This is a genomic window from Rhodococcus sp. CX (assembly GCF_015865005.1).
In the GTDB taxonomy this organism is placed as follows: domain Bacteria; phylum Actinomycetota; class Actinomycetes; order Mycobacteriales; family Mycobacteriaceae; genus Rhodococcus.
On the sequence record NZ_JADZGH010000168.1, the window covers coordinates 47,529 to 57,408 of the forward strand.

The window sequence follows — 9,880 nt, forward strand, 5'->3', positions numbered from 1 at the left end:
GGTAGCATCTCGCTCGATTTCACCCTCGGCAACTTCGCTGTCCTCGCCGACCCGGCGATCCGCGGAGCCGCGTCGAATTCACTGCTCATCGCGGTCTTGTCAGCGGTACTCGCCGTCCTCATCGGTGGAAGTGTGGCGTTCCTGACGGCCCGCACCGACATTCCGATGCGGCCGCTGGTCTACCTCATCGGTCTGACCCCGATGTTCCTACCGTCCTACGTCGGAGCACTGGCCTGGTCGATTCTCGGCAGTCCCGGAGCCGGGTTGCTCAACATCGCCTCGCGAGACATCGGCCTCGGCATCGAAATGAACGTCTACAGTATTCCCGGCATCGTGCTGATCATGGCGATGTTCTACGCGCCGTACGCCTTTCTGCTGATCCATGCGTCGATGTCGATGATGAATCCCGATTTCGAGGACGCCGCCGTCGTCCATGGCAGCTCGACATGGCGGATGATCCGCCAGGTGACCATACCGCTGGCCCTGCCGGCAATCCTGGGCTCGACGTTGCTCATCTTCGTCCTCGTCTTCGAGAACTTCCCGGTCGCTCAGGTACTGGCCAGCCCCGGCGGAATCGACACCGTCCCCACGTTCATCTACCGCATGATGAACAGCTACCCGTCCCGGGGCAACGAAGCGGCCGCCCTGGCCGTGCTCATGGTCGCGGTGGTGCTCTTCGCGACGTGGCTCCAGCGTCGAGCCCTGTCGAAGCGCTCCTACACCACGGTGTCCGGTAAAGGCGTCAAGGCCCGTCGGATTCGTCTCGGTGCCATGCGGTGGCCGGCCTTCGTCCTCGCCCTCGGATACCTGATGCTCGCCGTGATCCTGCCCCTGATCGCACTCGCGGTGATCGCGGTGCGCCGCGCCCAGTACACCGGATCGCTTTCCGAACTGTTCGCCCCCGGCGCGCTCGGTCTCGAATCGTTCCACGCGGTGCTCGGTTCCGCCTCGTTCTGGAAGATCGCCGGCAACAGCATCGTCGTCGCACTCGCCGCCGCCGCGGTCGGGACGGTGATCGCGTTCCTGGTCGGCTACGTCGTCTACCGCACCTCTGCTCGCGGCCGGGGCCTGATCGAGTCGGTCGCCATGCTGCCTCTGGCGGTGCCGGCCATCGTGTTGGGTATGGGTCTTCTGTGGACGTGGCTGATGATGCCGGTCAAGCTCTACGGCACTCTGTGGGTATTGGTCATCGCCTTCATCGCCGTGCAGATGCCGCAAGGCGTGCGAAGCATCGCGGCCGCGATCCAGTCCACGGATCGCGATCTCGAAGACGCCGCAGTGCTGCTCGGGGCGCGCCGCCACCGTGCCATCTCCTTCGTCACCGTTCCGTTGATGCGCGTCGCGATCTCGTCCAGTTTCCTGATGCTGCTGATGTTGAGCATGCGCGAGCTGACCGTTCCGCTGTTCCTCTACACCAACGACACCAAGATCTTGTCGATTGCCATCTTCGACCAGTTCGAAAACGGTGGCGCACTTCAGCAGGCAGCAGCGTTGAGCCTGGTCTACTGCGTGATCGTGTTCATCTTGTCCTACCTGCCACGCCGGTTCGGCAAGAGCATCGCCGAGTGAGCCGATACGGCTCCGACACCATCGAGGTTCACACATGAAGCGCATCGCTCTGGCAGCGTTGGCCACCGCTACGGCCTTGACATTGACCGCCTGCGGTACAGCCCCGCAGTCCACCGTCGAGGAATTGCTTCCGCTGCCGTCGATCAGCACCGACAACGGTCTGGTGATCGACGGGGAAGAAATCGCCGACGCCGAACTCTACGCCGCCGCCCGCGAACACTCCGTCAGCCTGGCCAGCGGAATGAGTTACGAAGCCGAACAACTGACCGTCGAGCGGTTCACCCAGGAGACAGGTATCGAGGTCGAATTCACCCGGATGCCCTCGAACAAACTCCTCGAACGGGTGCTCAGCGAGGCAGGAGCAGGCCGTCTCTCGGTCGACGTCATCCGCACCACAGACATGAAGGCGGCCACCACGCTCGCCGACAACGACGTCCTCGTTGCGTACACCACCCCGAATCAGGAGCAGCTGAACGCCGACGGCGTCGTGTTCGACGAGGGGAAGTTCGTCTCGAGCTTCTATTCGCTGTACTCGTTCGCGTTCAACAACCGCGTGCTTACCGGTGACCAGGTACCCGCGAACTGGGAAGACCTGCTCGACGAATCCCTACGCGAACGCATCGGTCTCGTCCAGGTCGGCGCCGGCAGCTACAACCTGGCGCTGATGGACTTTCTGATCCGCACCTTCGGCGAAGACTATCTCGCGCAGATGGGAGAGCTGTCTCCCCGCGTCTACGACAGCGCCTCGGTGCAGATCGAAGCGCTCACACGCGGCGAGATCGCGGTGGCGACACTCGGGCTGAACAACGGAGTCGCGCTGGCCCGCTCGGGAGCACCGGTGACGATGGTCCTCCCCGCCGCAGGAGCCTCGGGAGCCTACACCCCCCTCGGGCTGACCACTCGTGGGCAGGACAACCCCGCCGCACAAGTCTTCATGAACTGGCAGATGTCGAAATCCGGCCAACGTTTCGCTGCCGCTCAGGGATTCGTCCCCTCCCGTTCGGATCTGGGAGAACTCGCCAGCAACGGCTACGTGCTCCCCGGACCCGACGATCCGACTTTCCAGGTGTTCACTCCAGAAGATCAAGCCGCACGTCAGAAAGATGTCGTCGCCGTATGGAAAGACGCCTTCAACTACAACAGCTGACCTACCTTCCGAAGGAACCATATGACAGAGGTGTTCTTGATCGACGGTGTCCGCACACCGATCGGCAAATACGGTGGTGCCCTGGCGCACCGGCGCCCGGACGATCTCGCCGCCCAGGTATTGGGTAACGTCCTCGAACGCGCTCGAGTGCCCACCGAGTGCGTGGACGAAGTGATCTTCGGTGCCACCAACCAGGCCGGAGAAGACAATCGCAACGTCGCACGGATGGCGCTCCTGCTCGCAGGACTTCCGCACAGCATCCCGGGGTACACGGTAAATCGACTCTGCGCCAGCGGGTTGACAGCGATTATCACTGCGGCCCAGTCGATTCGCTGCGGTGACGCCGACGTCGTCGTTGCCGGCGGCACCGAATCGATGACTCGCGCACCCTGGGTCTCGGCCAAACCGACCAAGGCCTGGGCCGGGCCCGGCCCGACCTTCGACACCGCCATCGGCTGGCGCTTCACCAATCCGGCCTTCCTCGACCACGACGCCGCCACTGACGAACCGATCACCCTGAGCATGGGAGAAACCGCCGAAGAGGTCGCTGCTCTGCACAACATCACCCGCACTCGTAGCGACACCTTCGCCCTGCGCAGCCATGCCCGAGCTGTCGACGCCATCGACAACGGCCGCTTCGACGACGAAATCGTCCCCGTCCCGCACGGGGACAAGTCGGTGACTCAGGATGAGAATCCACGGCGCGCTCTGGACCTGGATACCCTGGCCGGATTGCGGACCGTGTTCCGCACCGACGGCATCGTCACCGCCGGGTCGTCATCGGCGCTGGCGGACGGAGCCGCGGCCGTCGTTCTGGCCAGCGCGGAGGCGGTCACCCGCCACGGGCTGGTCCCCAAGGCTCGCATCGTTGCCAACGCTGCCGCCGGGGTCGCCCCCCATCTGATGGGGCTGGGGCCGGTACCTGCCACACACAAGGCACTCGCCCGCGCCGGCTGGAGCACAAACGATCTGGACGCGGTCGAACTCAACGAAGCTTTCGCCGCCCAAGCCCTGGCCGTCCTCGACGAACTCGACCTCGATCCCGAAATTGTCAACCGCAACGGTGGTGCCATCGCTCTGGGGCATCCGCTCGGCAGTTCCGGCGCCCGGATCGTGGTGACACTGCTGGCCCGAATGAAACAGGAACGTGCGCGCCGCGCCATGGCCTCCTTGTGCGTGGGGGTAGGTCAAGGAGTCAGCCTGCTCATCGAAGCCGCGTAGGCGCACGTCGCTGACATATCAGCTGCCGAATGCCGAGAACAGGGCCTACAGGTGCGCTTTGCCACGTCCTGCCTGATTCTCGGCGCCTCGAGTCTGCTTACAGCCGCACCGATGCTGGTCGGCCCGAACCAGGGTCCAGCCGGCCGGCTGCGCTCGCGCTCCGACGCCCTCGTCTTCGACGAACTTGTCGAAACGCCACAACGAGTCGATCTCAGTTGAGGTCATCGAACCCGCGATCGACTCTCGCCATGGAACAGATCTCAGCAGAAGAGGAAGATATGAACACTATCCCGAAGACCGTCGGTGTCCTCGGCGGCGGCAGGATGGGCGCCGGAATCGCCCAGGTGTTCGCCGCCGCCGGTGCTCAACTGGTGGTCACCGAACCCGCCGATCCCACCGGGGTCCTCGACCGCGTCGCCCGAGGGCTCGAGCACTCGGACAAACGAGGACTGCTCGACGACACGCCTCAGAACATTCTCCGGCGCATCGAGGTCGTCGGTACACCGTCGGAACTGCCGACCGAGACCGAACTCGTGATCGAGGCAGTACCCGAGGTACCCGAGATCAAGGTTGCGGTGCTGGCCGAAGCGGAGAACCGGATCGCCGATACGGCCGTTCTCGCCAGCAACACAAGCTCTTTGAGCATCGGGGAGCTGGCATCGGTACTACGACGACCGGAGCGGTTCCTGGGTACCCACTTCTTCAACCCGGTACCGGCCTCGGCTCTCCTGGAGATCGTCCGGACCGACAGCACCGATGACAAGGTGGTCACTGCTGCAACCGAGTGGGCAACCGAACTCGGAAAGACGCCGATCGTCGTGAACGACTCACCCGGATTCGCGACCAGCCGGCTCGGCGTGATGCTGGGGCTCGAGGCTATCCGTATGGTCGAGGAAGGTGTCACCGACGTCGAATCCATCGACAGGGCAATGGAACTCGGATATCGACACCCCGTGGGTCCACTGCGCTCCACGGACCTGGTGGGTCTGGACATCCGACTCGCAGTCGCCGAATATCTGCACGACAAACTCGGCGAGCGATTCGCGCCGCCGTCCCTGTTGCGCACCATGGTCGCCCGCGGCGATCTGGGAAAGAAGACCGGGCAGGGCTTCTACGCCTGGTAACCCTCCGCGTACAGGAACGAGTCCGGAATGAAGCACTGGTATACCCACGTCCTGATTCTGACGGCCTTCACTCAGGCGACCTACTCCGGTGCCCGAGTCCTCGTCTCCTACCGAGTCCTCGAACTCGGAGGCAGCGTCGCTCTGATCGGCATACTGACCGCAGTGTTCTCCTTGGCGCCACTCCTGCTGGCCGTGCCGACCGGACGGGCTGTGGACCGGCGGCACGCACTGGCCGTGCTGCGATCCGGTGTCGTTCTCACGGTCGTCGCTCCGGCGCTCATAGCCATCGGTCCCGGCCTCACTGCCACGACCGCGGGATTCGTTCTTCTCGGATTCGCGCAGATGCTGACCACCGTCGCCGGTCAGGGCATCGTCTCGGCGATGTCCTCACCGCGACGCAGGGACCGTCGTTTCGGGGGTTGGAGTCTGGCAGTGTCCCTGGGGCAGCTCGTCGGAATTCCCCTCGCTGGAGTACTGGCAGCAACAGGAGTCGGAGGCGGGACAACGGGAACAACGGTCGCCCTCGGTGCCATGGCGGCCGTAGCACTCGTTGCGGTCCCGTTCGGGTGGTTGATTTCCCGCCAGGACCGCCGCGCCGATTCCAGCCTATTGGAGTACCAAAAACGTTCGCTGCCCTCGCTTTTGGGCGAAAGGGGTATGAAACCGGCGATCTACAGCAGTCTGATGGTGTTGGTAGCACTCGATCTGCTGGCAGCTTACCTGCCGGTCCTGGGGGAACAGTTGGGGTTGAGCGTGCTGGCAGTGACAGTTCTGCTGACTGTCCGCACCCTCGCAGCCATTGTCTCCCGTCTCTTGCTGCCGACAATGCTGCGATATATCGATCGAAAATCGCTGTTGATCAGCGCTCCGATCCTCTCTGCTGCCCCGATGGCACTGGTCGCCGTGGTGTCCGATCAGGTTGTCATCGGTGTGCTGCTGGCGGTCGCGGGATTCTTCTGGGGAGTCGGTCAACCACTCACCATGACCTGGGTTGTGGAGATCGCGGGGCGATCCGATCAAGCCGCGGCCTTGTCGCTGCGTTTGACTGCCAATCGGCTCGGACAGGTTGTCATCCCTGCGGGCGCAGGCGTTGCGTCGGGGATTACGGGTATCGGTGCGGTATTCATCGTCACCGGGATCCTCCTTGCCTGCGCCGGAGGTACTACTTGGCGCAGTCTCAGAGCATCCACCGAGAGGAAGGAGACGAGCCCCGTGCTCGCGGCGCGGTGAGGTGAGTTCTTGCATCCGATCGAACGGGTTCTACGCAACGGCCGGTGAGAGCGTGCTGAATCGGTCGTTCCGGTCAGGACAATGCGGATTGCGTCGGTTGACCGGATCGGTCGGCACTTCCACGCTGAGCGGTGCCCTGCCGTCGGACACGGGGGCGCCACCGTCATCTGTCGACCACAACGGTACGGGGGATTCGGGTTGTGCGAACGGAGTGGAACCGACCGAGTGAGCGCCGCGTCGAAAGAGGTAAGGACGAGCACTGTCGTCCCCGACGGGGGAGGAACACCGACCATGGAACCACGCTCGACGCACTGCGTACGCACACGATCGCGAATGGGCTTGCTGCGCACGGCATCCCGGCCGCGAAGCGCGATCAGGCTGGGATGCGGCACGCCGGCCGGGGACGGAACGCCGGGCTCGGACACCCGCCCGGACGACACCCGCAGCGACGGACGGGAACGATGACCGCCCGCGTGCTCAGGCGTCCGGCAGACCCGCCGCCGCCTCGGTGTCGACGAACCACACCGTCTGCTCGAGACCGCGCGCCCCGGCCGCCGGGATATCGACCGGATCGGCGCCGGCCACCGCAGCCGCGACCGCGTCGGCCTTCGCCGCGCCGGTCACCAGGAACCACACCTGCCGCGAGCGGCGAACCGCGGGCAACGTCAACGTGACCCGCGCCGGCGGCGGCTTCGGGGAATCGTCGACGCCGACGACGAACTTCTCGGACTCGCGCACCGCGGCGGTGTCCGGGAACAGCGAATTGATGTGGCCTTCCCCGCCCATCCCGAGCAGATGCACATCGAACGTGGGCACCGTGCCGTCGGGGGAGTGCGCGGCCAGCACCCGCGCGTACGCCTCGGCGGAAGTCGCTGGGGACGCGCCGCCCGGTTCCCCGAGCGCCGGCATCACGTGGATGCGCGCGGGATCGATCGGCACCCGATCGAGCAGCGCCGCCCGCGCCTGCACCTCGTTGCGGTCCGGGTCGCCCGGGGGCAGGAACCGCTCGTCGCCGAAGTACACGTCGATCGCGGACCAGTCGATGCCGCCCTGCTCCCGGCACACCTGCTCGAGCACCGCGATGCCGGTGCCGCCGCCGGTCAGCACCACCGACGCGCTCACCCGCTCACGCTGCGCGGTGACCACCGCGTCGACGAACGCGGACGCCGCCGCGCCGACCAGTGCCTCGCTCGAGGCGAAACGTTCGACGCGGACCGGTGCATCAGACATATTCCACCTTCGAGATGCCGTTGAGTGCAGAGTGGTAGACCTCGTCGGGGTCGAGCCGTCGCAGTTCCTCGGCGAGGCACTCCCACGAGTCCCGACGCGCCAGGGTGATCAGCGAATCCGGTTTCCCGGTGCGCTTGAGCGTGGCGACGCGCCCGTCCTGCGGACGCACCAGCTCGATCGTCTGCGACCGGGTGCGCAGCTCCACCTGCAGCTTGCCGATCGCACGCTGCACCGGCCCGTCGATCCGGCTGGCGAGCCAGCCCGCGAGCAGATCCAGCGCAGGCTCGTTCGCCAGCCCCGACACACGCGCCGACTCGATCGGCTCGTGCGGGGCCTGGTCGAGCGCCGACACCAGCAGCGCCCGCCAGTAGGTGATGCGGCCCCACGCCAGGTCGGTGTCGCCGGGGGTGTATCCGGCGCGCCGGGAAGCGATCGAGGCCATCGGATCGGCGTCGTTGGTGGCATCGGTCAACCGGCGCACCGCCAGGCGACCCACCGGGTCCTTCGCGGGAACCTCCGGCGGCGACGTCGGCCACCACACGACGATCGGGGTGTCCGGCAGCAGGAACGGCACGATCACCGACTCCTGATGGTCCGCGAGGGGTCCGTGCAACGCGAGGATCAGCACCTCGGACGCGCCGGCATCGCCACCGAGACGGATCTCGGCGTCCATGCGCGGGACGTCGCCGTCGTTGACCCGGCCGACGACGATGACGCGACACGGATGTTCGCGGGCCGCGGCGGTCGCGGCGGCGATCGCCGGTTCGAGACCGCGACCGCCGTCGGTGCACACCACGAGCGTGAGCACGCGGCCCTGCGTGACGACCCCACCGTTGCGGCGCAGCTCCACGAGCTTCTTGCCGATGTCGATCGCGGTCGCGTTGCGCAGCTGAACCCTCACGGTCGCCTCCATTCGCGGCCGGAGCGGCGCAGCATCTCGTCCGCCGACGGCGGGCCCCAGGTCCCGGCCTCGTACGGTTCCGGGACACCGTGGGCGGCCCAGTGCTCGAGCACCGGATCGAGGATCTTCCAGGACAACTCGACCTCTTCGTCGACCGGGAACAGCGACGGTTCGCCGAGCAGCACGTCGAGGATCAGCCGCTCGTACGCCTCCGGCGACGACTCGGTGAACGCCTGGCCGTAGCTGAAGTCCATGTTCACGTCCCGGACCTCCATCGAGGACCCGGGCACCTTCGACCCGAACCGGAGCGTGACGCCCTCGTCCGGCTGCACCCGGATCACCAGCGCGTTCTGGCCCAGCTCGGTGGTCATGGTGTCGTCGAACGGCAGGTGCGGCGCCCGCTTGAACACGATCGCGATCTCGGTGACGCGACGCCCCAGCCGCTTGCCGGTGCGCAGATAGAACGGCACGCCCGCCCAACGGCGGGTGTTGATCTCACAGGTGATCGCCGCGAACGTCTCCGTCGTCGAGTCCGGCGCGAAACCCTGCTCCTCGTGCAACCCGACGACCTCGCCGCCGTTCTGCCAGCCCGCGACGTACTGTCCGCGCGCGGTGGTCTCGTCGAGCGGTTCGGCGAGCCGCGTCGCCGAGAGCACCTTGATCTTCTCGGCCCGCAGTTCGGCCGGATCGAAGCTGATCGGTTCCTCCATCGCGATGAACGCGAGCAGCTGCAGCAGATGGTTCTGGATGACGTCGCGCGCGGCGCCGATGCCGTCGTAGTATCCGGCGCGGCCCCCGAGCCCGATGTCCTCGGCCATGGTGATCTGCACGTGGTCGACGTAGTGGGCGTTCCACAGCGGATCGAACAGCTGGTTCGCGAATCGCATCGCCAGGATGTTCTGCACCGTTTCCTTGCCGAGGTAGTGGTCGATGCGGAACACCGAATCCTCGGGAAACACCTCGCCGACAACGGCATTGAGCGCGCGGGCGCTGGCCAGGTCGTGCCCGAACGGCTTCTCGATCACGACGCGGCTCCAGCGCCCGTCCTCCGAGCCGGCCAGACCCGAACGCGACAGCTGCGAGCACACCACCGGGAACGAATCCGGCGGAATCGACAGGTAGAACGCGTGATTGCCGCCCGTGCCCCGGATCTTGTCGAGCTCGGCGAGGGTCGTCGCGAGCTGGGCGAACGCGTCCTCGTCGTCGAAGCTGCCCTGGACGAAGCGGATCCCCTCGGCGAGTCGCTGCCACACCTCCTCCCGGAAGGGGGTGCGCGAGTTCGCCCTGACCGCGTCGTGCACGATCCGGCCGAAATCCTCGTCCACCCAGTCCCTTCGGGCGAAGCCGATCAAAGCGAACCCGGGCGGCAGCAGGCCACGATTGGCGAGGTCGTAGACCGCCGGCATCAGCTTCCGGCGGGCCAGGTCGCCGGTGACCCCGAAGATCACCAGCGCACAC

At 66.1% G+C, this 9,880-nt stretch carries 8 protein-coding genes; 5 read left to right on the top strand and 3 right to left on the bottom strand.

Annotated elements, in window-relative coordinates; translation table 11 throughout:
• From I0Q12_RS17765 to I0Q12_RS17785, 5 genes are all read left to right on the top strand, one after another.
• On the top strand, positions 1 to 1,569 hold a 1,569-nt coding region (locus tag I0Q12_RS17765), incomplete at its 5' end, for an iron ABC transporter permease (protein WP_231610911.1).
• Between the two features lie 34 nt (positions 1,570 to 1,603).
• The gene (locus I0Q12_RS17770; protein WP_197253146.1) at positions 1,604 to 2,716 is read left to right on the top strand and encodes an ABC transporter substrate-binding protein; all 1,113 of its coding nucleotides are present in this window, start codon (positions 1,604 to 1,606) and stop codon (positions 2,714 to 2,716) included.
• A gap of 21 nt (positions 2,717 to 2,737) precedes the next feature.
• A complete protein-coding gene (locus I0Q12_RS17775; protein WP_197253147.1) occupies positions 2,738 to 3,937 on the top strand; it encodes a thiolase family protein in 1,200 nt (399 codons plus the stop codon).
• 278 nt (positions 3,938 to 4,215) lie between these two features.
• Positions 4,216 to 5,061: a 3-hydroxyacyl-CoA dehydrogenase family protein gene (locus tag I0Q12_RS17780; protein ID WP_197253148.1), complete on the top strand. Its 846-nt coding sequence runs from the start codon at positions 4,216 to 4,218 to the stop codon at positions 5,059 to 5,061.
• Between the two features lie 27 nt (positions 5,062 to 5,088).
• Positions 5,089 to 6,291: an MFS transporter gene (locus I0Q12_RS17785; protein WP_197253149.1), complete on the top strand. Its 1,203-nt coding sequence runs from the start codon at positions 5,089 to 5,091 to the stop codon at positions 6,289 to 6,291.
• A 477-nt stretch (positions 6,292 to 6,768) separates the two neighbouring features.
• Here the strand turns inward: I0Q12_RS17785 and pgl are convergent, their stop codons facing one another.
• From pgl to zwf, 3 genes are all read right to left on the bottom strand, one after another.
• Complete coding sequence (gene pgl, locus I0Q12_RS17790) at positions 6,769 to 7,521, bottom strand: 6-phosphogluconolactonase (RefSeq protein ID WP_197253150.1); 753 nt, start codon at positions 7,519 to 7,521, stop codon at positions 6,769 to 6,771.
• Positions 7,514 to 8,422, bottom strand: coding sequence for a glucose-6-phosphate dehydrogenase assembly protein OpcA (gene opcA / locus I0Q12_RS17795; RefSeq protein ID WP_368862560.1), 909 nt, complete (start codon positions 8,420 to 8,422; stop codon positions 7,514 to 7,516). The genes pgl and opcA overlap by 8 nt, the downstream gene beginning before the upstream one ends.
• Positions 8,419 to 9,880, bottom strand: a 1,462-nt coding sequence (gene zwf / locus I0Q12_RS17800; protein ID WP_231610912.1) for a glucose-6-phosphate dehydrogenase, incomplete at its 5' end; no start/stop codon positions are given. The genes opcA and zwf, both read right to left, overlap by 4 nt.